This window comes from Acinetobacter sp. TUM15071, assembly GCF_008980925.1.
GTDB classification, from domain to species: Bacteria; Pseudomonadota; Gammaproteobacteria; order Pseudomonadales; family Moraxellaceae; genus Acinetobacter; species Acinetobacter dispersus.
In genome coordinates, this window is the sequence record NZ_BKGB01000004.1 from 22,889 (window position 1) to 44,590 (window position 21,702).

The 21,702-nt window shown below is 43.9% G+C and carries 23 protein-coding genes; 13 read left to right on the forward strand and 10 right to left on the reverse strand.

The window, feature by feature from the left end; genetic code table 11:
- Positions 1–33: 33 nt before the first annotated feature.
- From GBI66_RS04860 to GBI66_RS04875, 4 genes are all read left to right on the forward strand, one after another.
- Entirely contained in the window at positions 34–411 is a 378-nt protein-coding gene (locus GBI66_RS04860) for a hypothetical protein (protein ID WP_005186164.1), read from the forward strand.
- 143 nt (positions 412–554) lie between these two features.
- Positions 555–1,667, forward strand: coding sequence for a molecular chaperone DnaJ (gene dnaJ / locus GBI66_RS04865; protein ID WP_005186161.1), 1,113 nt, complete (start codon positions 555–557; stop codon positions 1,665–1,667).
- A 115-nt stretch (positions 1,668–1,782) separates the two neighbouring features.
- The gene (gene dapB / locus GBI66_RS04870; RefSeq protein WP_005209638.1) at positions 1,783–2,604 is read left to right on the forward strand and encodes a 4-hydroxy-tetrahydrodipicolinate reductase; all 822 of its coding nucleotides are present in this window, start codon (positions 1,783–1,785) and stop codon (positions 2,602–2,604) included.
- Positions 2,605–2,700: 96 nt separating this feature from the next.
- Positions 2,701–3,351, forward strand: a complete 651-nt coding sequence (locus GBI66_RS04875) for an START domain-containing protein (RefSeq protein ID WP_005186155.1) — start codon at positions 2,701–2,703, stop codon at positions 3,349–3,351.
- A gap of 39 nt (positions 3,352–3,390) precedes the next feature.
- On the opposite strand, the gene GBI66_RS04880 is transcribed toward GBI66_RS04875, so the two are convergent.
- Both GBI66_RS04880 and dkgB read right to left on the reverse strand, forming a co-directional pair.
- Positions 3,391–4,578, reverse strand: coding sequence for an MFS transporter (locus GBI66_RS04880; RefSeq protein WP_151715356.1), 1,188 nt, complete (start codon positions 4,576–4,578; stop codon positions 3,391–3,393).
- Position 4,579: 1 nt separating this feature from the next.
- Positions 4,580–5,386 (reverse strand): 2,5-didehydrogluconate reductase DkgB, encoded by an 807-nt coding sequence (gene dkgB, locus GBI66_RS04885; protein WP_151715357.1) that lies wholly within the window; start codon positions 5,384–5,386, stop codon positions 4,580–4,582.
- 138 nt (positions 5,387–5,524) lie between these two features.
- Between dkgB and GBI66_RS04890 the strand changes: the two genes are divergently transcribed.
- Positions 5,525–6,427 carry a LysR family transcriptional regulator gene (locus tag GBI66_RS04890; RefSeq protein ID WP_005209634.1) on the forward strand — a complete coding sequence of 301 codons (903 nt, stop codon included), beginning with the start codon at positions 5,525–5,527 and terminating at the stop codon, positions 6,425–6,427.
- On the opposite strand, the gene GBI66_RS04895 is transcribed toward GBI66_RS04890, so the two are convergent.
- Entirely contained in the window at positions 6,375–6,785 is a 411-nt protein-coding gene (locus GBI66_RS04895; protein WP_151715358.1) for a hypothetical protein, read from the reverse strand. The two genes, GBI66_RS04890 and GBI66_RS04895, sit on opposite strands and share 53 nt — an antisense overlap.
- A 90-nt stretch (positions 6,786–6,875) precedes the next feature.
- Between GBI66_RS04895 and GBI66_RS04900 the strand changes: the two genes are divergently transcribed.
- On the forward strand, positions 6,876–8,291 hold the full coding sequence (locus tag GBI66_RS04900; RefSeq protein WP_151715359.1) for a PLP-dependent aminotransferase family protein: 1,416 nt from the start codon (positions 6,876–6,878) through the stop codon (positions 8,289–8,291).
- Here the strand turns inward: GBI66_RS04900 and GBI66_RS04905 are convergent.
- From GBI66_RS04905 to GBI66_RS04935, 7 genes are all read right to left on the reverse strand, one after another.
- The gene (locus GBI66_RS04905) at positions 8,288–9,313 is read right to left on the reverse strand and encodes an NAD(P)-dependent alcohol dehydrogenase (protein ID WP_005186139.1); all 1,026 of its coding nucleotides are present in this window, start codon (positions 9,311–9,313) and stop codon (positions 8,288–8,290) included. The genes GBI66_RS04900 and GBI66_RS04905 overlap by 4 nt on opposite strands.
- Before the next feature lie 36 nt (positions 9,314–9,349).
- Positions 9,350–9,904 (reverse strand): DNA-3-methyladenine glycosylase I, encoded by a 555-nt coding sequence (locus tag GBI66_RS04910; protein ID WP_151715360.1) that lies wholly within the window; start codon positions 9,902–9,904, stop codon positions 9,350–9,352.
- 36 nt (positions 9,905–9,940) lie between these two features.
- Positions 9,941–10,186 (reverse strand): hypothetical protein, encoded by a 246-nt coding sequence (locus GBI66_RS04915; RefSeq protein ID WP_005186132.1) that lies wholly within the window; start codon positions 10,184–10,186, stop codon positions 9,941–9,943.
- Between the two features lie 9 nt (positions 10,187–10,195).
- On the reverse strand, positions 10,196–10,693 hold the full coding sequence (locus GBI66_RS04920; RefSeq protein WP_276518004.1) for a M23 family metallopeptidase: 498 nt from the start codon (positions 10,691–10,693) through the stop codon (positions 10,196–10,198).
- 76 nt (positions 10,694–10,769) lie between these two features.
- Entirely contained in the window at positions 10,770–11,807 is a 1,038-nt protein-coding gene (gene mutY / locus GBI66_RS04925; RefSeq protein WP_151715362.1) for an A/G-specific adenine glycosylase, read from the reverse strand.
- Positions 11,808–12,008: 201 nt separating this feature from the next.
- Complete coding sequence (locus tag GBI66_RS04930; protein ID WP_151715363.1) at positions 12,009–12,746, reverse strand: dienelactone hydrolase family protein; 738 nt, start codon at positions 12,744–12,746, stop codon at positions 12,009–12,011.
- A gap of 166 nt (positions 12,747–12,912) precedes the next feature.
- Positions 12,913–13,071 (reverse strand): DUF1328 domain-containing protein, encoded by a 159-nt coding sequence (locus tag GBI66_RS04935; RefSeq protein WP_004656956.1) that lies wholly within the window; start codon positions 13,069–13,071, stop codon positions 12,913–12,915.
- 188 nt (positions 13,072–13,259) lie between these two features.
- On the opposite strand from GBI66_RS04935, the gene GBI66_RS04940 reads away from it, so the two are divergent.
- From GBI66_RS04940 to GBI66_RS04970, 7 genes are all read left to right on the forward strand, one after another.
- The gene (locus GBI66_RS04940) at positions 13,260–13,712 is read left to right on the forward strand and encodes a YcgN family cysteine cluster protein (RefSeq protein WP_151715364.1); all 453 of its coding nucleotides are present in this window, start codon (positions 13,260–13,262) and stop codon (positions 13,710–13,712) included.
- A gap of 107 nt (positions 13,713–13,819) precedes the next feature.
- Entirely contained in the window at positions 13,820–14,983 is a 1,164-nt protein-coding gene (locus GBI66_RS04945) for a PQQ-dependent sugar dehydrogenase (RefSeq protein ID WP_151715365.1), read from the forward strand.
- 25 nt (positions 14,984–15,008) lie between these two features.
- Complete coding sequence (ampC, locus tag GBI66_RS04950; RefSeq protein ID WP_151715366.1) at positions 15,009–16,196, forward strand: class C beta-lactamase; 1,188 nt, start codon at positions 15,009–15,011, stop codon at positions 16,194–16,196.
- A gap of 82 nt (positions 16,197–16,278) precedes the next feature.
- Complete coding sequence (locus tag GBI66_RS04955) at positions 16,279–17,553, forward strand: replication-associated recombination protein A (protein ID WP_032857357.1); 1,275 nt, start codon at positions 16,279–16,281, stop codon at positions 17,551–17,553.
- 105 nt (positions 17,554–17,658) lie between these two features.
- Entirely contained in the window at positions 17,659–18,543 is an 885-nt protein-coding gene (gene yddG / locus GBI66_RS04960; RefSeq protein ID WP_151715367.1) for an aromatic amino acid DMT transporter YddG, read from the forward strand.
- A 127-nt stretch (positions 18,544–18,670) separates the two neighbouring features.
- A complete protein-coding gene (locus GBI66_RS04965; protein ID WP_151715368.1) occupies positions 18,671–19,789 on the forward strand; it encodes an acyltransferase in 1,119 nt (372 codons plus the stop codon).
- Positions 19,790–19,934: 145 nt separating this feature from the next.
- Positions 19,935–21,674, forward strand: coding sequence for an amidohydrolase (locus tag GBI66_RS04970; protein WP_151715369.1), 1,740 nt, complete (start codon positions 19,935–19,937; stop codon positions 21,672–21,674).
- The last annotated feature ends 28 nt before the right edge of the window (positions 21,675–21,702 follow it).

The window sequence follows — 21,702 nt, forward strand, 5'->3', positions numbered from 1 at the left end:
TTGCATAATGCTGTGAATGAGGTGATAGAGAGCATGGGGCAAGACGGTATTGAGCAGCATCGCCGCTATGTGGCGATTTCTTATGTGTTCATGTTTCTTGCATTATTTACGATAGTGTTTGCTGTATTTGCGTACCTATTAGCACGAAAAGTTGCGATTGTGGATAATGCCGAAGTATGGATACATGCGCATGCACTTTGGATTATGCGTAATGTGATGTTGTTTTTGCTGATGGCTTTCTTTGCAGCGTTATGGTTTATTCCACTGTTCTTTTTTGCTTGGAACAGCGCACTTTGGGTGACTGCAATGACGGTTGCTGGTGTGGTGTTTGGTTCAATTGCATGGTTATTCTTATTGAATGCTTGGCTGAAAGGTATTGCAAAGTACTTTAAGAATAAAGCTGTTTTCTAAATTTATTGCTTTTTTATTGCAATAGACCTTGTAAATTTATTGTACAGCCCCTATTAAGGCTCTGTTGACTTTTTATTTCCGAAGTCGACAGAGCCTATTTGTTTTTTAGATTTAAGTAAATTCCGTGAGGAGCACCGCCAACCATGGCTAAACGTGATTATTATGAGGTTTTAGGCGTTTCGAAAACCGCAAGTGATGATGAGATCAAAAAAGCCTATCGTAAGTTGGCGATGAAGTATCATCCAGACCGTAACCCTGACAACGCTGAAGCAGAAGAAAAGTTCAAAGAAGCTGCGGAAGCCTATGAAGTCCTTTCTGATGAAGAAAAGCGCAGCATGTATGATCGTGCTGGACATAGTGCTTTTGAAGGTGGCTTCGGTGGTGCAGGTGGCGGTTTCGGCGGCTTTAGTGCAGAAGATATTTTTAGTCAGTTTGGCGATATCTTTGGTGGAGCGTTTGGTGGCGGTGGTCGTCAACAACGTCAACGCCGTGGTTCAGACCTTCGTTATGTCATGGAACTCACACTTGAAGAAGCTGTAAAAGGCGTGAAAAAAACCATTACCTTCACTGCGCCAGCGCCATGTGAAACCTGTGATGGGAAAGGATCTAAAAATCCAAACGATGTAGAAACTTGTCGTACCTGTCATGGTGCAGGTCAAGTGCGCATGCAACAAGGTTTCTTCTCAGTTCAGCAAACCTGTAGCACCTGCCGTGGTCAAGGTAAAATCATCAAGAATCCATGTAATAGCTGTCATGGTTCAGGTGTTGCAGATCGTCAGCAAACCCTTGAAGTTACTATTCCAGCGGGTGTGGACAATGGCGATCGCGTACGCTTAACTGGTAAAGGTGAGGCTATCCGTGATGGTCAAGCTGGCGATTTATACGTTGAAGTCGTGGTTCGTGAACACGAAATTTTCCAACGTGATGGCGCAGATCTTTATATGGATGTACCTGTCAGCATTGCAGATGCAGCTTTAGGTAAAGAAATTGAAATCCCGACCCTTGATGGTCGTGTCAGCTTAAAAATTCCAGAAGGTACACAAACAGGTAAATTGTTCCGCTTGCGTGGTAAGGGCGTTCGTCCTGTACGTAGCAGCATGGTCGGTGATTTACTCTGCCGTATTGTGGTTGAAACGCCTGTGAATTTAAACAGTCGTCAGCGTGAATTATTGAAAGAATTACAAGCGTCTTTTGATGGTGATGGGCATGCTGCCTCTCCAAAGAAAAAATCGTTCTTTGATCGTCTATTTGATTAATTAGACATCAATAAAAAAACCTGCTGCGGCAGGTTTTTTTATTGGAAATTTTTAGCGCAGCCACAGAGTTTTGCTATAGTAGCTGAATTGTTTAAATAAAAGACTGGGAAAAATTATGTCATCTTCTCCACGCATTGGAATCTTGGGTGCAGGCGGACGCATGGGGCGTATTCTGATTCAAGCGGTACAACAAGCAGGCTACCAACTGGCAGCAGCTGTTGAGCGCCCTGAAAGCAGTTTGGTGGGTGCAGATGCAGGGGAACTTGCAGGCATTGGCAACATCGGTGTCAAGATCGTGGGAAGTTTGAGTGAAGTGCTGAAAGACTGTGATGTGGTGATTGATTTTACTGCACCTGTTGCGACTGAACAGCACTTAAAGTTATGCCGTGAAGCGGGTGTGGCAATGGTAATTGGCACCACGGGAATGTCAGATGAGCAAAAGGCATTCCTTGATGAAACAGCAACACAGACACCTGTGGTGTACGCTGCCAATTATTCAGTTGGGGTGAACGTTTCGATCAAACTGTTGGAGCTGGCGGCAAAGGTGTTTGGCGATACGGTGGATATCGAAATCATTGAAGCGCATCACCGCCATAAAGTTGATGCACCATCAGGTACTGCTTTTATGATGGGTGAGGCGATTGCCGATACCTTGGGCCGTAACTTGAAAGAAGTAGCGGTTTATGGACGTGAAGGTTATACCGGTCCTCGTGATCGCCAGACCATTGGTTTTGAAACCATTCGTGGTGGCGATATCGTTGGTGAACATACAGTGATGTTTATTGGTGAAGGTGAGCGTGTGGAAGTGACACACAAAGCCACCAACCGTATGAATTTTGCTTCAGGTGCGGTCCGTGCAGCAGCGTGGGTGGTTGGCCGTGAAGCGCGTAAATATGATATGAAAGATGTTTTAGGCTTTAACGAGATTGAAGTTTAAAACGTTCCTTTTTTGTACTATAAAAGAGCTTGTTGAGCTTTCTTTCCGAGAGGAGTGAAACAAGCTCTCGCCCTTATTACAACAATTGAGCATGACATGAATAAAAAACATATCGTTCTTGCCACATTGCTCAGTCTCAGCAGCTTTGCAGTGACTGCAGCAACAGATACAGCCAAACTCAGTTTGCATCGGAACAATATTAAGGTTTGGACGTACCAAACAGAAAACAATCCGATTATCCAATATAAAGCTGAAACCACATTTGATGTGCCTTTAGAACGTGCTGTAGCAGTAGTACTGGATGTAGAACGTACACCGCAATGGGTGCCGTATGTGGGCAAGGCACAAATGTTGTCACGTGATGATAAGAAAGGTGAATTCACCTTGTATATGGTTCTGGACTTTCCATTTCCTTTAAAAGATCGTGATGTGGTGATTAAAGGCAAAATGACTAAGAATGCGGATGGCAGCATTAGTATTAAAAACAATGCCATTCAGAATAATTACCCTGAGCAGCCTGATGTGGTACGGTTAAGCAAATACGCGGGTGATTGGACGTTCCAGCGACTGCCAAATAACAAAGTAAAAGTGACGACCAGTGGCTATGCCGATCCTGCAGGGGCAATTCCATTGAGCTTTGTGAATATGTTTGTGCAGCAGCAGCCTTATCAAATGCTGATGAAAATGAAAAAAGAAGTGAATAATCCTTTATATGCGCAACCGAAGTTACCAGATTTATTGAAATAATAAAAAAGCCTGATTTAAATCAGGCTTTTTTATTTGAGCTTAAGCTTGAGGACATTGTTGTAATGGCGTCTCTGGTTTGCTTGCTAATTTCATTTGAATGAAAACCAAGACTAAACCAATAGCTGCCAGTACGGCACCAATAACGGAGACTGCCGTATAGTTTAAGCCGAGGCTTAACACGGCACCGCCTGCTGCGGCACCAATGGCATTGCCTAAGTTAAATGCACCAATATTCACTGAAGAAGCAAGGCCCGAGGCTTCATGTGCAACCGACATCACGCGCATTTGTAATGGCGGAACAATGGCAAAGGCTGCTGCACCCCAGATCACTAAACCGATTGCTGCACCCAATTGGCTTTGGGCAAGGATTGGGAAGATGACCATCAACGCGATCAGTAGCACCAAGAAACCAATCAAGGTTTTATCAATCGATAAGTCTGCAAACTTCCCACCGAAATGGTTCCCGATTGAAAAACCAATTCCGATCAAGACCAACATTATAGTGATAAAGGTCGGAGAGGCATGAGTGAACTCAACCAGACTTGGTGCGATATAGGTGTACAAGGTGAACATCGCTGAGGCACCAAACACGGTTGTAAGCAATGCCAATACCACGGGTAGGCGTGTAAGAACGCTTAACTCCATTTTTACATTTGGCTTTTGTCCAACCGATCCAACAGGAAGGGCTTTCCAAAGTGACAGCATAGTGATGACACCAAGGGCTGAAATTGCGAGGAAAGACATTCTCCAACCAATGTTTTGTCCCACCCATGTTGCGAGTGGTACACCGCCAATATTAGCGATGGTTAAGCCCATAAACATGGTTGCCACCGCACTGGCCTGTTTATTTGCTGGAACAACACTGGCCGCCACCACAGAACCAATCCCGAAGAAGGCACCGTGGTTTAAGCTGGTAATTAATCGGGCACCCATTAAGCTCATGTAATTGGGTGCAAAGGCTGCGATCAGATTACCGATGGTGAAGATTGCCATCAGTAGAATCAGTGCATTACGACGGGCAAAGCCACCAAACCATAAAGTCATGATCGGTGCTCCGAGCATCACGCCCAGTGCATAACCTGTAATCAACATGCCCGCACTTGGAATCGATACCCCAAGATCATTGGCAATATTGGGCAACAGCCCCATTGGAGAGAACTCTGTTGTGCCAATTGCAAAGGCACCAATCGCCAGTGCCAGCAAAGGAAGGTTGATGCGGCTGCTCATGTTATTTGTCCCATTCAGGCGCAAATGGTTCAGGACTTACTTCTCGACCATTACGTTCAAGTTGAGCGATCAACTGCATTTCCTCTGCACTTAAAGTTAAGTCTTGCGCTTTTAAGTTGCTGATCAGGTTTTCACGTTTGGTTGATGATGGAATCACCGCAAAACCATTTTGTAAGGCCCAAGCCAAAGCGACTTGTGCGGTGGTTGCTTGATGCTGTGCAGCAATCTCAATTAAGGTTGGGTCCTGCAGTACTTTGCCATAAGCCAGAGTCATGTATGAAGTCACATCAATATTTTGCTCACGTAAAAAATTGACCAAGGTGCGGTTCTGCAAATAAGGACTGAGTTCAATCTGGTTGGTGGCAATGTGTTCTACACCAATGCTATCAATCGCTTGTTGGGTCAAGGCGATATTAAAGTTTGAAATCCCGATTTGTTTAGTCAAACCCTGTTGTTTCGCCTCTAATAACAATTGCATCACGCTTGGGATGGAGACACCCAGTGCTGGAGCTGGCCAGTGGATCAAGGTGAGATCAACGGCATCAGTACGTAGTTTTTGCAGACTGTCTTTTAAGCTGGGAATGAATTTATCTTCAGCAAAATTGTCGACCCAGATTTTTGTAGTGAGGAACAGGTCTTGACGAGCTACACCACTTTCAGCAATGGCTTGACCCACTGCTGCTTCATTTTCATAAACCTGTGCGGTATCAATGGCACGATAACCCACTTCCAGGGCGGTTTTAACTGAGTCAATGACTGCTTGTTCTTTAAGACGGAAAGTACCTAAACCGAATTGAGGGATACGCATATTTTTCACCTAATCTTTTTTCATGCTCAAAAGAGCTGTTTTGTGGATGGCTGTTATTTTGCGATGATTATTGTTGCTAAAACATAGATGAATTTGCAAAATACAGTTGACTAAATATCAATAATTGAGAGGGTGGTAATGAAATCTACGGTAGAAGAACTACTTGCTTTTATGACCATCGTCGATACAGGTTCATTTATTGCCGCTGCTGAACGACTGGGACAGACGGCATCAGGACTGAGTCGCTCGCTCAGCCGTTTAGAGTCCAAGCTCGAAGTCACTTTACTAGAACGAACCACGCGAAAATTAAAACTCACCCAAGAAGGCCAGCAGTTTTTACAACAGGCCCGTAAAATCCTGAGTGATTTGAATGCAGCCGAAGAAGCATTACAAAAATCAGATCAAGATACTTCGGGAGTGATTCGGATTGACTCAGCCACACCTTTTATTCTGCATGTGATTACGCCATTGGTACATAAGTTTCGGCAGTGTTATCCCAATATTGAAGTCGAGTTGAATAGTAATGATTTGGTGATTGACCTACTCGAACATAAAACCGATGTGGCGTTTCGCTTTGGTGAATTACATGATTCCAGCTTACACGCAAAATTGGTGTGTAAAAGTCGTATCTATATTGTTGCCAGTCCCGAATATTTAAAACGCAAGGGCACGCCTTTACAACCTCAAGCATTGCCTGAACATGATGTGATTGGTTTTACCCGTCCAACCTATATCAACACTTGGCCGATTAAAATTGAGGGTGAGTATTTTCAAGCACAACCTAAAGTAAGAGCATCCAGTGGTGAAACCGTCCGACAACTGTGTTTACGTGGGCAGGGTATTGCTCGGCTCTCTGAATTTGAAATCTGGCAGGACATTCGAGAAGGGCGTCTTGAAGCCCTATTTGAAGATCAAATCGAACATTCTTATCAAAGCATCCATGCTGTTTATTATCAACAAGAGCACTTGCCGAAACGTGTCCGTTTATTTATTGAGTTTTTGACTGAGCAACTAAGTCAGGGCTTCTCGGTTTGCCAATAGCATCATTTTGCAGTTGTACATTCAGCACTGGAATTGATGGTCCAGTTTTTTGTATCACTGAAACAACAATATGTTGCTGTTGTAACTTGCATTCAAGTTCGACCGTTGGCAGAAAGTTGCTTGAGAGCATCAGACCATTTTCATTGGGTTTCTTATAGGTCATTTTGATGATACGGGTCTGTTCTGGCGCGTCGCTTTTCTCCATTTTCCATAACTCATAGGTCGGTTGGTTCTGAATTTGCAGATAGCCCTGAGAAAGCGATTTACACACCTGTTGTTGCTGGTAGCTGGCTTGGTCAGTCAGATTGCAGCCTGTAAATAAAACGGCGCTTAATATAAATAAGATATTATTTTTCATGGTCTTATCCTTTGGCTGTTGATTTTTATAGCTTAAAGGTGTTGTATAAACCAATACAGATACAGAAATTTATAAAAAAGCAGTACAGATATGACTTTTCACTATCAGCGCTTGGCAGAACAATTGGCGCACAAGATTTATCAGCATGAGTTACAGCCCCAACAAAAGTTGAGTTCTTTAAGGGAATTTGCACGTCAGCAAAGTATTAGTTTAAGTACGGCACAGCAATGTTACGAATTGCTGGAAGCAAAAGGGCTGATCTATGTAAAAGCCAAATCGGGCTATTTTGTCAATTCAAGACAATATCAAAGTGCCGTACCAGACAGTCCGAACTTTGAGTCCAAAGCCCGGCAGGTTTCAAATTTAGACCTGCAAAACCAGATTCAAACCGCTTCGATCCAGAACCATTTAACGCCTTTGGGCGCGATTCAATTATCCCCACATTTGATTCCTGTGGATGGCTTACGCCGTTCCTTGCAACGTGCACTGAAACACTGTCAGCCTGAAGATTTTTTATATTGTAATAAACAGGGACATCAGCAACTTCGTAAAGCCTTATCTGATCATTGGCGTGAGGATGGTATCTATGTTGCGACCGATGATATTTTTATTACCAACGGTTGTATGCCTGCCTTATCGCTACTGATTCAACAGATCAGCAAAGAGGGGGATAGTATTTTAGTACCGACGCCCACTTTTAATGGTCAGCTGCAAATGCTGGCTAGCCTGAAACGTAAAATTATTGAGATTCCAGCGGATCATCGTGGTATTGATCTAGAGCGCTTAGAATTTTTTATGAAACAGGGTGATGCCAAACTGTGTTTACTCACCGCCAATTTTCAGAATCCTTTGGGCTATTGTCTCAGCAATGAACAGAAACAGCACATTGCTCAACTGGCACAAAAATATCAATGTTTTATTTTGGAAGATGATATTTATGGCGAATGCAGCTTTCAAAAGGAACGACCTTTACCCATTCGCTATTGGGATCAGGAAGGCTATGTGATCTGGTGTGGCTCGGTCTCCAAGTCATTATCAACCGCCTATCGCGTCGGTTGGTTTTGCTTAGGTCAACAGCTGCAATATTTAAGACCCCAATTATTGGCCAACAATGTGGGGGTGAATACGCCTTTGCAACTTGGTTTAGCCGATTTTATTTACAGTCGTGGTTATCGAGAACATTTGGATCAATTAAGACCTAAACTGATGCAGCAAGTTGAACAGTATCGGGCTTATATTCTCGACGTGTTTCAGGGGGTTCCGATTGGATTAAGCCAGTCACAAGGTGGCTATGCTTTATGGATGCAACTGCCCAATAGTATTACCGGTTTGGAATTGTATTATTTGGCACAAGGTAAAGGGATCAATATCGTACCTGGTGAAGTCTTCGGTGAAGACCGCCGTTATCAACACTTTTTGCGTTTAAATGCGGGTCATGCTTTAACAGCAGAAATCCGCCAAGCGATTCAACAGTTGGCGGATTGGGTACGGCAGAGTATGAATTAGTCGAAGTCTGCTTTGAGTACGATGCGATAACGTGCTTGGCCTGAATGCAGTCGTTCAATCGCCTCATTTAGCTGTGACATTGGAAATAACTCAACCTGTGGTGCGATATTTTTGCGCGCAGCGAATTGTAAAAGTTGGCGCAGGGCTAACGGTGAGCCCGTTGGTGATGAGGTGACAGATTTGGCACCACCCATGATGGCACCGACAGAAACAGGGATCGGTTCCAAAGTCACACCTAGGAAATGTAGACTACCTTTTGGTGCCAAAGTATTGAGATAGGCTTGCCAGTTCAGGGTGACATTCACCGTACTGAGTAATAAATCAAACTTGCCACGTTGTGCTTTGATGGCTTGGGCATCACGGCTATTGACCACGTGATCGGCTCCCATGGCTTTGAGTTCTTCAGTTTTATCTGGGTTAGAGCTGAAAGCCGTAATTTCACAGCCCCATGCTTTGAGTAATTTAATCGCGATATGACCTAAACCGCCAATACCAATCACACCCACATGATGTGTGGCTTGGATTTTGTGTTTCAGTAAGGGATCAAATACCGTGATGCCACCACACAGTAGCGGGCCAGCACTTTCAGGATCTAAATCGTCTGGAAGGGGAATGACCCATTGCCAACCTGCACGGACTTTATCGGCAAAACCGCCTGCATGGCCAATGATGGTTGCTTTTTTTTCACCAGTACATAGGACCTGATTACCCCCAATACATGGATCACAGGCTTGACAGGTTTCAGCTGTCCAGCCAATGCCAACACGTTGACCGACGCGTAGTCCTTTGGCTTCTGATCCCAATGCAATGATAGTACCAATGATTTCATGTCCAGCCACCGCAGGGTAAACCGATGATTGCCACTCATTATTAATCACGGATAGATCGGAGTGGCACAGACCACAATATTCAACTTTGACTTCAACTTGATGGGCTTGTAATTCTCCCGCATCAAATTGGTACGGCACCACTTGCTCGCCTGCTTGCATTGCAGCATAAGCGCGAATTTGATTATTGCTCATTGGAACTCCCATTCAAGGAAAATCGATGATGATTTGTTATTTAAATTGGCAATGATTTTCGTGGTCATTGACCATACCAACCGCTTGCATAAAAGCATAACAGGTGGTCGGGCCCACAAATTTAAAACCACGCTTTTTTAGGGTTTTGGATAGTTTTTGGCTAAGTTCAGTTTGTGCGGGTGCTTCGCGGTAATTCGCCACATCATTATTTTCGGTTTGATGATCGACAAAACTCCATAACCAAGCAGGGACATCTTCGACTTCATCCTTAAGCTTGAGCCAAGCAATAGCATTGTCGCGGATGGCTTTCAGTTTGCCGATATGACGAATTAAACCTGCATCACTGAGTTTGAGTTCGAGTTGATCATCTGTGAGTGCTGCGACGTCTGCGATGGAATGTTGAAAGAAATGTGAGCGGTAGTGTTCGCGTTTTTTCAGTACCGTGATCCAAGAAAGTCCTGCTTGCTGTCCTTCCAGACAGAGCATCTCAAACAAATGGTTTTCATCATGTTGCGGCTTGCCCCATTCCTGATCATGGTAGGCAATATAGAGAGGATCATCGGAGCACCAGCCACAGCGTTGAGTTGACATATTTGATGCTCCTTGTTGTTATTTGAACAGTATAATTTAAAGTTTGAATGCCACCCATTCATTTGGGCGAGTATCCCAATAATACAGTTCTGCGCTATTTAAATCAGTAAACTTAAGCCAAAAGTCTTTACCTGATTTATCGGCAAAGCCTGTACTAATCAACAAAGCATCTTCGGTAATTTCCATGATCCAACCTTGATAGCTGGTACCACCCATGATGATTTTCTGTTGATTTCCAGACTCTGCAAATTCAACCAGACGTTCAATCAATGCTTCTGACATTGTAGATTCCTAACGTAAATACGGGTATGGATTGACTGCACCACGCCCTTTGCCATTTAAATAAATTCCGTAGTGTAAATGCGGAGAGGTATAACGAGCATTGCCGGTATTTCCTACATAACCGATCAGGTCACCCTTACGCACATAGTCGCCAACATTGAGGCCACGCTTATGACCATCCAGATGCGCATAATAGTGCCAAGAGCCTGCTGGCCCAATAATCCAGATCACTTTGCCGCCTAAATTATTATTACGTAAATCAGCAACTAAGCCTTCGGTCGCACTATACACTTTCGTACCACGCTCTGCCATGATATCGATGCCTTCATGGCTACGACCTTGACTACGTGCCGCACCCCAAGTATCCCGTAATTCGTTTCGACTTACACCTTTAACTGGGACTGGCAGGCGACTGTCTAAACGCATCATTTTAAGTTTATTGACCTGTGCATTGGGCAAGGGCGTTGGTTTTTTGGGGGCAGTGGTACATGCTGAAAGTAGAATCATCAACACGCCAACAACGGTATAGGAAATCGAATGACGCACATAAACTCCTTGCGTTTGATCTACAGCATTTTAGGCGTTAAACCTTTTGTTTGGCTGTAATCAGTTTTTTCATGGCTGTTGGAATGCCTTTGGCAATCGCATTTTCTGGACTTAGCCATATGCCATTTAATTCGATACTCAACTGTTCTTTTTGATCGTGTTCCACGTGGAACAGTTTTTCATGCAGTAACCAAGTAAAGTGAGTAAAGCTATGGCTAATCTGCAATGATGATACTTGAGCTTGTAGTTTGAAGTGTTGCTCAATCTGTTGTAATTCGGTTGCTTGCTCGATGATAGGGAGGCAATACAGTCCCCCCCAGAGGCCATGCGCTTCACGTTGTTGCCACAGCCATTCATCACCAGACTGAATCAGGAGCACATTCGCCGTTCTGACGGGAACAGGTTTCTTGGCTTTTTTAAACGGTAGTTCCTGTTCCATGCCTTGTTGATAGGCTTGGCAATGCTGCTGCATTGGGCAGTATAAACACAGCGGTTTTTTCGGAGTACAAACGGTTGCACCTAAATCCATGATCGCTTGGGTATAATCATGATTGCGTTCTTCTGGGCAGAGCTGTTCCGCAATTTGCCAGAGTGCCCGTTCATGTTGCGGCTTGGACAGATCATCTTCGATGGCGAGGAAACGTGCCAGTACACGTTTCACATTACCGTCCATAATCACGCCGTACTGACGTAAGCCAAGTGACATGAGCGCACCAGCAGTGGAGCGACCAATGCCTGGCAGCTCAATCCATTGTTCGAGTGTTTTTGGAAATTTCCCTTGTTGACTGACAATGCCTGCTGCTTTATGCAGATTGCGTGCGCGGGCATAGTAGCCGAGACCTGCCCAATAAGGTGCGACATCATCCCAACCGGCTGTTCCTAGGGTTTCTACGGTCGGGAATCGCTCAATAAAACGGTCGAAATATTGTAGTACAGTTTTGACTTGCGTCTGTTGCAGCATGATTTCTGAGACCCAAACTTTGTAGGGATCATCGGCCACTTGCCATGGTAGATCGTGACGACCGTGTTGGTCGAACCATGTAAGTAGTGCATCAGAAAATGAGAAGTCAGACATGAATCAGAACAGTAAAAAGCAGAGGCGTAGTATAGCGGAAATAGGGAGAGGAGTTGATGTATACAAACAAATTCGTTATTAAATGCTGATTAAGATTGGCTTTTACAAAGGCGACATCATGTCGCCTTGCACGAGTAGAAAATATCTAGGGTTTTAACAAACGATATATTTGTTCAATTCCACATAGTTAGTCTTTTCAAATCATTTTAAATGTTTATCTAATAGCTCATACATCGCTTCAAGACTTTGACGTTCTGCTTCCGCGTTATAGCCTAAGTCAACATTGTTGGCCTTGGCGCGCTCATCTGCAAGCGGGTTACTAAAACCATGCTTGGCATCTTCAAAAATAATCACCTCATGATCCACAGCAGCATCATGCATTTCCTGACGGAAGCTTGCCACATTATCCAAGGTCACCATGCTATCGAGTTCACCATGCAGGACTAAAATCTCGGCTTTAACTTTGCCTTTCTCAGCAGCAGCTTTCGGACTTAATATCGCATGGAACGTGGCAACGGCTTTGATATCTGCACCTGAACGCGCCAAATCTAGCACCACTTTACCGCCATAGCAAAAACCAACCGCTGCTAATTTTTCGGCATTCACTTCTGCTTGAGCCGCTAAAGCATTTAAGCCTGCTTGAGCGCGGTCAACAATAGTATCAGCATGCTCAAAAGTTTGATTCATCCATTCAGAGGCTTGTGGCACATTGGTTGTAACTTTCTTATCACCATACATATCAATGGCTAAAGCGGCAAAGCCATGTTCTGCAAGTTCACGAGCACGTTGCTCGGTATACGCATTACGACCCCACCATTCAGGGGCCACAATCACACCAGCAACGGGCATATCAATTGCAGGTGCAGCGAAATAGCCAATTAGGCGTTGACCATCGGGAGCGGTATATTCAATTTCACGTGTGTTAATCGGGAAGCTCATTCTATAATCCTGATCTGTATTTTTAGAATGCCTTGATTAAAACATAAAAAAGAAAATGGATGGCATCGTAAAAACATAATAAATACGCTTGTTTTAGCGATGATCAAAAATGAAAAAAGAAGAATACCAAGATTCTTCTTTTTATGTTTTGCGTAGGTCGAAATTACTAGACTTTGCCTCTGGATAAGAAGCCGACGATTGCTAAGATGACGGCAACAACCAATAAGATTACCGCGAAATCTTTGGATAAACCTGCCACGCCACCAAAACCTAATAAACTGGCAATGAGTGCGATGACTGCAAAAATAATGGCCCAACGGAACATGTCGTGTCCTCCTAATTTTTCGTTATGCGTTCACTATAGCGTGTGTTTTTTGAACGAAATGTGGTGTTTATGTGGTTTAAATGTTTAATACTTAAAGAAGTGTTAAATCAATTAAAAGAGATTGAAGTCAGCAAAGCAAAGATGAATGCTATAATAAGAAGCTCATTTTTTAATATTGAAAGCTCTGTATGTCCGTCGAACTGCGTCCCAACTTTTGGAAACACTATCCGCTTGATCAGCTCAGCAATGCGGAGTGGGAGGCATTGTGTGACGGCTGTGGTTTATGTTGTTTGATTAAGTTAGAAGATGAAGAGACAGCCGAGGTTGCGTATACCAAAGTGGCATGTAAATTACTGGACTGTAAAACCGCGCGTTGTTCCGATTACCCTAACCGTCAGCAGCAAGTGCCTGATTGTATCCAGCTGACGCCTGAGCGGCTCAGCAACATTTCTTGGTTGCCACCGAGCTGTGCGTACCGTCGCTTAAGTGAAGGCAAGAATTTACCTTCTTGGCATTACCTCAATACAGGTTCACGTCAAAGTGTGATCAAGGCGAAAAAGTCTGCCGCAGGGCGTTGTATTTCAGAAACTGAAATCGATGAAGAACAAATTGAAGATTATATTGTGCGTTGGATTCGTTAATCGCGTTTAGCAAATCAATAAGACATGATGATCATAAAAACAACACTTTTGCAGTATTTTTATTGGCGATGTTCCCTAAGATGAAGAATAAACGAGGGAGATAAGCCATGAACAAACTGTTGATGACACCTTTGCTCTACAGTGGCATTTTATTTTTGGCTGCGTGTGGTGCCAACGAAAGCAACTCTAAAACGCCAGAACAGAATACAGCGCAACAAGCATCAAGCCAGCGCATTGCACAAAAGTATCGGATTGAGAGCGTTACTGAATTTGATGAGCCATGGGCGATGGCAAGTTTGCCAGACCAACGTTTATTGATTACTGAGCGCAAAGGGCAATTAAAATTATTTGATCCGCAAACCAAGAGCAGTATCAATGTCGCTGGCGTTCCAACCGTCAGTTATGGCGGGCAAGGTGGTTTAGGCGATGTGATTTTGCATCCTGATTTTCAGCAGAATCATGAATTATATTTAAGCTATGCCAGCAAAGGTCAAGGTGGCTATGGTGCAGAGATTGCACATGCAAAACTGGATTTATCTGATCCCAAGCAACCCAAGCTCACAGATTTAAAAACCATCTGGCAACAAGTACCGAAAGTGTCTGGGCAAGGTCATTATGGTCATCGTATGCAGTTTGGTTCCGATGGCAAACTTTGGGTCAGTTCGGGTGAGCGCCAAAAATTTGATCCTGCTCAGGATTTAAACAGTAATTTAGGTAAGGTTTTACGTTTAAATGCAGATGGAACTGCTGCGGAAGATAATCCATTTTATCAGCAGGGTGGTGTAACGGCAGAGATTTGGTCGCTGGGTCATCGTAATCCATTGGGAATGGCTTTCGATCAGCAAGGGCAACTGTGGGTGGTTGAAATGGGCCCCAAAGGCGGTGATGAATTAAACCGTATTGTGAAAGGGGAAAACTATGGCTATCCAACAGTTTCGAATGGCGACCATTATTCAGGCTTGCCTATTCCTGATCATGATACCCGTCCAGAATTTAAAGCCCCTGAAATCGATTGGACACCTGTGATTTCACCGTCTAGCTTGATTATTTATTCAGGTCAGCAATTTCCTTTGTGGCAACACAAAGCGTTGATTGGTGGCTTATCATCCAAAGCAATTATCGTGGTGGATTTAGCTGCAAAACCAGTCCAAGAAGTTCAACGACTTGAGATGAAACAACGAATTCGTGGTCTACATCAGGCGCAAGATGGTTCAATCTGGGTGATCGAAGATGGACCTAAAGCCAAGCTACTTAAACTTCATGCCAATTAAATTTTAACTTCAAGTGATACACATCATGAATCAGCCGAAAGCCTTTTCTATGACTTTAAAAAAACTATTTGTACTTACAGGACTGTTGTCCTGCAATTCAGCGCTTTGGGCTGGAAATTTGACCGAGCAACAAGTTCAAACCATTGTTGATCAGCAATTTAAGCCTTTATTGGCACAATATAAAATTCCAGGTATGGCCGTTGCTGTGACCTTGAATGGCCAACATTACTTTGTGAATTATGGACTTGCTTCTAAGCAAAATCAGCAAGCAGTGAGCAACAGTACTTTATTTGAACTTGGTTCGGTCAGTAAGACCTTTAATGCGACTTTAGCGGCTTATGCACAGGCACAAGGGCAACTGTCTTTGTCGGATCATCCTGCCAAATATTTCCCTGAACTGAAAAATACAGCAGTGAATCGTGCCACATTATTAAATCTCGGAACTTATAGTGCAGGTGGCTTTCCGTTGCAATTCCCTAATGAGGTAGTGCAGCAACAGGATATGTTGAAATATTTTCAGACTTGGCAAGCAAAAACCAAAATCGGTGCTGCTCGTCAATATTCCAATCCAAGTATCGGTTTGATGGGCTATGTCACCGCCTTGGCAATGAAAAAACCATATAACGAACTGATTGAAAAAACCTTGCTGCCGCAATTGGGAATGACACAAAGTTTTATTCGAGTACCTGAGCAGCACATGCCGCAATATGCTTGGGGATACAAAGCCGATCAAGCCATGCGTGTTTCACCAGGCATGTTTGATGCAGAAGCTTATGGGGTGAAAAGTAGCAGTGCGGATATGCTGAAATTCCTCGATGCGCAAATCAATCCGCAGCAGTTCAAACAATCACTTCGCCAAGCGATTGAAAATACTCATGTGGGCTATTTTAAAGTGGGTGCAATGACCCAAGGTTTGGGCTGGGAACAGTATGCTTATCCAGTACCACTTGAAACACTTTTACAGGGCAACTCGAGCAAAATGGCTTTAGAAAGTCATGCAATCACAGCGATTAAACAACCGAAGCTTGCCACACCCGCGACCTATTTTAATAAAACAGGCTCAAGTAATGGTTTTGGTGCTTATGCCGCCTTTATTCCGCAGCAAAAAATTGGAATTGTCATGTTAGCCAATACCAATTTTCCCAATGAAGAGCGGATCAAAGCCAGCTATCGCGTGATGCAACAGTTGGTTCAGAGCAACAGCGCGCAATAGAATGTCGCGTGAGTGCAGATTCAAATTGTAGATTTGAGCTAGACACAATAGACTAGGGTAAAAGATCATAAAGCCAGTGATGATGTCAGATACGCATATTCCTTTACCTGAACGTTTACGCCCTCGTGACTTGTCCGAAATTATCGGACAAGATCATTTGCTGGGTGAAAATGCCCCTTTACGTCAGATGATTGATCAAGGGCATCTGCCTTCGATCATTTTCTGGGGGCCTCCAGGGGTTGGAAAAACCACGATTGCATTGTTATTGGCGCAGGCGGTAGATCGTCCTTTTATCAGCCTTTCTGCACTCAATACCGGCGTGAAAGAACTCCGTGAGGTGATTGCGGAAAGTGGGGATTTGTTGACCCCTGTGGTGTTTATTGACGAGATTCATCGCTTCAATAAATCGCAGCAAGATGCCTTACTCAATGCGGTTGAGAAAGGCAAAATTACCTTGATTGGGGCAACCACAGAGAATCCTTCTTTTGAAGTAAATAGTGCCTTGCTGTCTCGCTGTCAGGTGTATACCCTGAATAATCTGAGTGCTGAGGCGATTCAAACCCTACTGAATAAAGCGATTCAAACGGATAAGTTTTTAAAAGAACGCTTTATCCAGATTGAAGAATATGATGCGCTGATTCAATTTGCGGCAGGTGATGCACGTAAGGCACTCAATCTGATTGATTTGATTGCCAGTACCTTTGAGCCTGACATTGAGAATATCGTAACCAATGCCATCGTCGTTAAAGTCGCGCAGCAAAATATTGCGCGTTATGACAAATCGGGTGAGCAGCATTACGATCTGGTTTCGGCATTTATCAAATCGATTCGCGGTAGTGATCCAGATGCAACCCTGTACTGGATGGCACGCATGCTGAAAGGTGGTGAAGATCCAGTCTTTATTGCGCGTCGTATGCTGATTGCGGCATCAGAAGACATTGGCAATTCCAATCCAAATGCTTTGTTGCTGGCGGGAGAGTGTTTCCGTTCAGTCCAAGCGGTGGGGATGCCTGAGGCGCGCATTATTCTTGGACAATGTGCCGTGTATCTGGCCACTAGTCCGAAAAGTAATAGCACCTATCTCGCGATTAACAAAGCCTTGGAACTGGCAGAAAAAACCGCAAACCTGCCAGTGCCTTTGCACTTACGCAATGCGCCAACCAAGCTGATGAAGCAGCAAGGCTATGGCGTGGATTATCTGTATCCGCATAACTATCCTGAACACTTTGTGTTACAGGACTATTTGCCTCCAGAATTACGTGGTACCAAACTGTACGAACGAGCCTTAAATAAACGTGAAGTCGAAGGCGAACGTTTGCAGCAACGTCGTTGGCAGCAGGAACAACAGCAGCAGTAATCAAAACTCGGTGAAATTCACCGAGCATTTTAAAATTGTCCAAAGCAAGAATCCGAATCGCATCGATAGATTCTGCTTTGGCCTCAATATTCTATTTGTATAAAAATGAACGCAAAAAAAGCAACATTGATTGGATTGGTCGCGATCTTGCTCTGGAGTTTGATCGTTGCCTTGATTAAGGATGTCAGTAGTCATTTTGGCGCAGTGGGCGGTGCAGCACTGATTTATACACTGGCCTCAATTTTCCTGTTTTTCTCGGTTGGTTGGACCAGCCTCAAAAGCTTTCCCAAAGCCTATTTGATCTGGGGCAGTATTCTATTTGTTGCCTATGAAATTTGTTTATCGCTTTCGATTGGCTATAGCAGTAATAATCGACAGGCGATTGAAGTGGGAATGGTCAATTATTTATGGCCAACCTTTACTATGGTGGCTGCCATTATTTTTAATCAGCAAAAAGCCAATTCCCTGATTATTCCTGGCTTTATCCTTTCAATATTGGGAATCTGTTGGGTGCTCGGTGGCGAGCAGGGCTTGGATTTGGCAGGGATGCTGCAAAACATCCAGCACAATCCATTTAGTTATGGGCTTGCCTTTATTGGAACATTACTCTGGGCTGCCTACTGCACACTCACAGCGAGAATTGCGCAGGGAACGAATGGTATCACTCTATTTTTTATCCTCGTCTCGGTGGTGCTGTGGATTAAATATGCATTGATGGGGGGCGGCAGTTTTGATTTTGATGGGTCTTCTTCAATTTCATTGTTTTTTGCTGCAGCAGCGATGGGCTTTGGTTATGCCGCTTGGAATGTTGGGATTTTACATGGCAATGTGACGTTATTGGCTGGTGCATCCTATTTTATTCCAGTTTTATCTGCCTTTTTCTCGGCAATTTTACTCAGTACGCCATTAGGCCTTTCTTTCTGGTACGGCGCATTTATGGTGTGTTTAGGCTCGATTCTATGCTGGTTAGCAACGCAGAAAAAACACTAAAACGGTTCTTGATTTAGCTTGGTCTTGTTGATGCGCTGAACAGTCACTGTATTTTTGTAAGCGACCTCTAGACACTACAGATAAAAGGTCGCATCATCCCGCTTATCAAGGATGATCAAGCTCCACCATGACCACAAACAAAATTAATGCTGCGGAAAGTATCCGAGGCTTGGCATGTCTCGCCGTTGTGTTGTCACATCTATCACTGACCTTTTTTCCGCAACTGCATAATTTTGATGTCAGTGCTGTACCGCAATATGATTTTTTTGCGCAGTTACATCACTCGCCCTTGGCCTTCTTTTATTCAGGTACAGGCGCGGTTTTTGTGTTCTTTGTTTTAAGTGGCTTTGTACTGACATTATCCAGTTTTAAAAAGCACAATACCGCAGCACAATTGAAAAATTCTTTGGTCAAACGTTACCCACGCTTGGCGATTCCAGCCTTTGTCTCTTGTATCATCGCTTATCTGGTGTGTTTTGTACCTGTGGATGTGTCGCATGTTTCCGAATGGGGAGCCGCACTCGCCAACCCACATCCGCAACTGGGCACCGCCTTATATGAAGGCAGTATTGGCGCATTCTTATTTGGCGATTCAAGTTATAACTGGGTGCTGTGGACTATGCAAATTGAGTTGCTTGGGTCACTGGTGATTTATCTGGCTTGCTATCTCTATGGCAAGCTGCCAATTCTATGCGGTCTATTTCTCATCATCAGCATTGTGACCGCGTATATGATCTCGCAAACCGTGTTGCTGGGTCTTCTCAGTTTTGTTTTGGGGATGGCACTGTTTCTCTATGCCGCAGAACTGAGTACAGTAGTTTCAGTACTGCTATTTTTGTTGGGATTGTATTTTTGTGGCGCCCATAACAGTAGCTCAAGCTATCAGATTTTTAGCCAGTTCCTCGGTGAACAAACATATGACTACCTCAACTTTATTGGCGGCTTTTGTATTGTTTATGCGGTGCTGAAAGGTAAGTGGTTAGCACAGTTTTTTGATCGGTCTGTTTTGGTATTTCTAGGCAAAATCTCATTTTCCATTTATTTAATTCATCTTGCTGTACTTTATGCTTTGGGGATTCCATTGTTTAATCTATTGCATGTGCAATGGGGTTTCTCCTATTTAAATGCAGGATTATTGGCAAGCCTATTAAGTGTGTTATTGAGCATTGTGTTGGCACAGCCGTATAGTCATTATGTCGATGATCTTGCGATTAAAGTCTCGAATAAACTGGCAAAAATGTTTTGAACCGCACACTAAGTCGTGTGCAGAGCCTATGTAGGGCTGCTCGGAACTTGACCAAACATTACAAAAATAATCAGTGAACGCTTTCTATTACAAGCGGAATCCGCTTTAATCAAAAAAGACATAATAAAAATATGGGTTTTAATTCATGAACCGTACTTATCTCAAACGCTGCGCCTTATTCACTTCTATTTCACTGGCTGTAGTGGGCTGTGCAACCACGGCAGTGCCTGTCACTGCAACAGAACAACTGTTTTATGGTGGCCCCATTCTGACCATGTCAGGCAACAGTCCTGAATATGCAGAAGCTCTGTTGGTAAAGGATGGAAAAATTATTTTTGTCGGCTCAAAGCAGCAGGCTGAACGCTTGGCGGATAAAAAAGTTCAATCGATTGATCTAAAAAATCAAACCTTATTGCCAAGTTTTATTGACGCGCATAGTCATGTGAATATGGTCGGTTTCCATCAAATGGTGGCTAATCTCTACCCAATGCCTGATGGTCAGGTCTCAGATATCAACTCTTTGGTGAATGTGCTGAATAGTTGGAAAGTCCAAAATTCATCCGTGATTAAAACTATGGGCGGCTGGATTTTGGGAAATGGCTATGATGACGCACAACTGAATGAGCAGCGTCATCCGACGGCAACCGATCTAGATCGGGTGTCCCAAGACCAACCGGTGATGATTTTGCATCAATCGGGGCATTTGGCCTCTGTGAATCATAAAGCACTTGAATTACTGAAGATCAATCAAAATACCCCAAACCCAGCAGGTGGCGTGATTCGCCGTGAAGCCAATTCAAATGTTCCAAATGGCGTGTTAGAAGAGTCCGCTTTATTTACCGTAATTGGCTCAATTTTTAAAGATGTACCCCCTGCGGTGATGTTCCAAATTGCAGAAAAAGGCATTGATGCTTACGTAAAAAATGGCTTTACCACAGTACAAGAAGGACGGGCGGATCAAGGGACCACGGAAATGTGGCACGCTTTAGCCAAGCAAAATCGACTGCCAATTGATGTCGTTTCTTATCCAGATATCACCACCAGCCAAGACTATATGCTTAAGCAAGGCAGCCAGCGAGAGTATGATCATCATTTTCGTATTGGTGGAGTGAAAATCAGTTTAGATGGTTCACCTCAAGGGAAAACAGCTTGGCTGACCCAGCCTTATCTGGTACCGCCTGAGGGTAAAGATAAGACGTATAAGGGCTATCCTGCCATGAGTAATGATCAGCAGGTCAAGGACTATATCAATTTAGCCTTTAAGCATGGTTGGCAGGTGCTTGCCCATGCCAATGGGGATGCAGCGATTGATCAGTTTATTGGGGCAGTGAAAGATGCCACAGCAAAACAAGGACTAGCAGATCGTCGTAGCGTATTGATTCATTCACAAACGATTCGCGATGATCAGCTGGATCAGCTTAAGGCCTTAGATATTATTCCTTCGTTCTTCTCGTTGCATACCTTTTATTGGGGCGATTGGCATCGTCAACAAACCTTAGGCGAAACTCGAGCTGCCCATATTTCACCAACTGCAACGGCTTTAAAAAAGCATCTGATCTTTACGGAGCATCATGATGCACCTGTAGTGCCACCGAGTAGTATGATGATGCTGGATGCGACCGTGAACCGAGTAACGCGGAGCAATTATGTTTTGGGTGCAGATGAGCGCATTAGTCCTTACCTGGCATTAAAGTCGATGACAGATTGGGCTGCGTATCAGTACTTTGAGGATCAGACCAAGGGTACTTTAAGCCAAGGTAAATTAGCGGACTTAGTCATTCTGAATCAGAACCCGCTGACTGTACCGAGTCGTGAGATTAAAAACATTAAAGTGCTGGCTACCTATAAAGAAGGCAAACTGATTTATCAGAACGCGCAGAATTAAACTGGAAACCGAGCCAGAAGGCTCGGTT

Excerpts from the sequence above, each read along its gene's own strand:
- ampC (WP_151715366.1), top strand. The coding sequence starts at position 15,009 with ATGAATCAGCCGAAAGCCTTTTCTATGACTTTAAAAAAACTATTTGTA.
- GBI66_RS04940 (WP_151715364.1), top strand. The coding sequence starts at position 13,260 with ATGTCCGTCGAACTGCGTCCCAACTTTTGGAAACACTATCCGCTTGAT.
- GBI66_RS04945 (WP_151715365.1), top strand. The coding sequence starts at position 13,820 with ATGAACAAACTGTTGATGACACCTTTGCTCTACAGTGGCATTTTATTT.
- GBI66_RS04930 (WP_151715363.1), bottom strand. The coding sequence starts at position 12,746 with ATGAGCTTCCCGATTAACACACGTGAAATTGAATATACCGCTCCCGAT.
- yddG (WP_151715367.1), top strand. The coding sequence starts at position 17,659 with ATGAACGCAAAAAAAGCAACATTGATTGGATTGGTCGCGATCTTGCTC.
- GBI66_RS04955 (WP_032857357.1), top strand. The coding sequence starts at position 16,279 with ATGTCAGATACGCATATTCCTTTACCTGAACGTTTACGCCCTCGTGAC.
- dnaJ (WP_005186161.1), top strand. The coding sequence starts at position 555 with ATGGCTAAACGTGATTATTATGAGGTTTTAGGCGTTTCGAAAACCGCA.
- dkgB (WP_151715357.1), bottom strand. The coding sequence starts at position 5,386 with ATGCGTATCCCTCAATTCGGTTTAGGTACTTTCCGTCTTAAAGAACAA.
- GBI66_RS04915 (WP_005186132.1), bottom strand. The coding sequence starts at position 10,186 with ATGTCAGAAGCATTGATTGAACGTCTGGTTGAATTTGCAGAGTCTGGA.
- GBI66_RS04935 (WP_004656956.1), bottom strand. The coding sequence starts at position 13,071 with ATGTTCCGTTGGGCCATTATTTTTGCAGTCATCGCACTCATTGCCAGT.
- GBI66_RS04900 (WP_151715359.1), top strand. The coding sequence starts at position 6,876 with ATGACTTTTCACTATCAGCGCTTGGCAGAACAATTGGCGCACAAGATT.
- GBI66_RS04920 (WP_276518004.1), bottom strand. The coding sequence starts at position 10,693 with ATGATTCTACTTTCAGCATGTACCACTGCCCCCAAAAAACCAACGCCC.
- GBI66_RS04965 (WP_151715368.1), top strand. The coding sequence starts at position 18,671 with ATGACCACAAACAAAATTAATGCTGCGGAAAGTATCCGAGGCTTGGCA.
- mutY (WP_151715362.1), bottom strand. The coding sequence starts at position 11,807 with ATGTCTGACTTCTCATTTTCTGATGCACTACTTACATGGTTCGACCAA.
- GBI66_RS04880 (WP_151715356.1), bottom strand. The coding sequence starts at position 4,578 with ATGAGCAGCCGCATCAACCTTCCTTTGCTGGCACTGGCGATTGGTGCC.
- GBI66_RS04875 (WP_005186155.1), top strand. The coding sequence starts at position 2,701 with ATGAATAAAAAACATATCGTTCTTGCCACATTGCTCAGTCTCAGCAGC.
- GBI66_RS04905 (WP_005186139.1), bottom strand. The coding sequence starts at position 9,313 with ATGAGCAATAATCAAATTCGCGCTTATGCTGCAATGCAAGCAGGCGAG.
- GBI66_RS04895 (WP_151715358.1), bottom strand. The coding sequence starts at position 6,785 with ATGAAAAATAATATCTTATTTATATTAAGCGCCGTTTTATTTACAGGC.
- GBI66_RS04910 (WP_151715360.1), bottom strand. The coding sequence starts at position 9,904 with ATGTCAACTCAACGCTGTGGCTGGTGCTCCGATGATCCTCTCTATATT.
- GBI66_RS04860 (WP_005186164.1), top strand. The coding sequence starts at position 34 with ATGGGGCAAGACGGTATTGAGCAGCATCGCCGCTATGTGGCGATTTCT.
- dapB (WP_005209638.1), top strand. The coding sequence starts at position 1,783 with ATGTCATCTTCTCCACGCATTGGAATCTTGGGTGCAGGCGGACGCATG.
- GBI66_RS04890 (WP_005209634.1), top strand. The coding sequence starts at position 5,525 with ATGAAATCTACGGTAGAAGAACTACTTGCTTTTATGACCATCGTCGAT.
- GBI66_RS04970 (WP_151715369.1), top strand. The coding sequence starts at position 19,935 with ATGAACCGTACTTATCTCAAACGCTGCGCCTTATTCACTTCTATTTCA.